General features: G+C 68.9%; 2 pseudogenes. Both read right to left on the reverse strand.

Going from position 1 to position 862, the window contains the following annotated elements:
- A pseudogene (locus KK7_RS21395) lies at positions 1-672 on the reverse strand (methyl-accepting chemotaxis protein); the annotation flags it as partial.
- 11 nt (positions 673-683) lie between these two features.
- Positions 684-862, reverse strand: a pseudogene (locus KK7_RS22400) (methyl-accepting chemotaxis protein); the annotation flags it as partial.

An 862-nucleotide genomic window follows, 5' to 3' on the forward strand; every position in this document is an offset into this window, starting at 1 on the left:
CGCCGCCGCGACCTCGCTCGCCTTGCCCAGCATCCCCCGCGCCGCACTGGAGGCGCCCTGCGCCTGCACGCGGATGCGGTTTCCCAGCATCGTCGCACCTTCGATCGATTCGGCGATGCTCGCGCGAAACCGATCGGAGCGCTCGCGCCGCTCGTCCTGCACCGTCTCGGCGTCGCGCGTGCCGAGATGCGCCGCCATCAGGTCCACCTCGGCCATAGCCAGCCGCTGCACCGCATCGCTGAGCCGCGCATAGCGATCGAAGTCGCCCGCCAGCCTGTCACGCAGCACCGCCAGCGTCTGGCTGTGCGCATAGGCGAAATGGGAGAGCAATACCGGCAGCGGCACGCCCATCCGATAGGTGCGCGCGGCATAGTCGCAGACCATCCGCGCCCATTCCTCGCTGAACGGCTGCTCGAACTTCAGCCGATCGTAACGGGCGCCTTCCTCGGCATGGGCATCGGATTCGATCTGCGCGCGCATCCGGCTGCTCATCCGGTTGCGCAGCAGATGTTCCTGGCAGCGCCGCGACAGCGCCAGATGCTCGTCGGCGAGCAGCGCGGCGATCTCGGAGCAGCTGGCGAGCAGCGTGCCGTCCCAGTCATAATCCTGGCGATACTCGACGAGCGACCGCTTCCCGCCGCTCCATTGCCCCGGTTCGCGCGTCGTCGACATCGCTCTCTCCCTCAGGCCGCAACCTTGGCGACGAAGTCGCCGGCACTGCCCTTCAGCGTCCCCAACTCCTCGTCGAGCGCCGCGAAGCCGCGGCCGACGCGATCGATCTCCGTCGCCACCGCCTCGGTATCCTCGCGGATCGCGCTGATCGTGGCGGACATCGAATCGGCCGCCAGCGCGGTCTCGTCCA

The organism is Sphingomonas elodea ATCC 31461 (assembly GCF_000226955.1).
Classification (GTDB): Bacteria; Pseudomonadota; Alphaproteobacteria; order Sphingomonadales; family Sphingomonadaceae; genus Sphingomonas; species Sphingomonas elodea.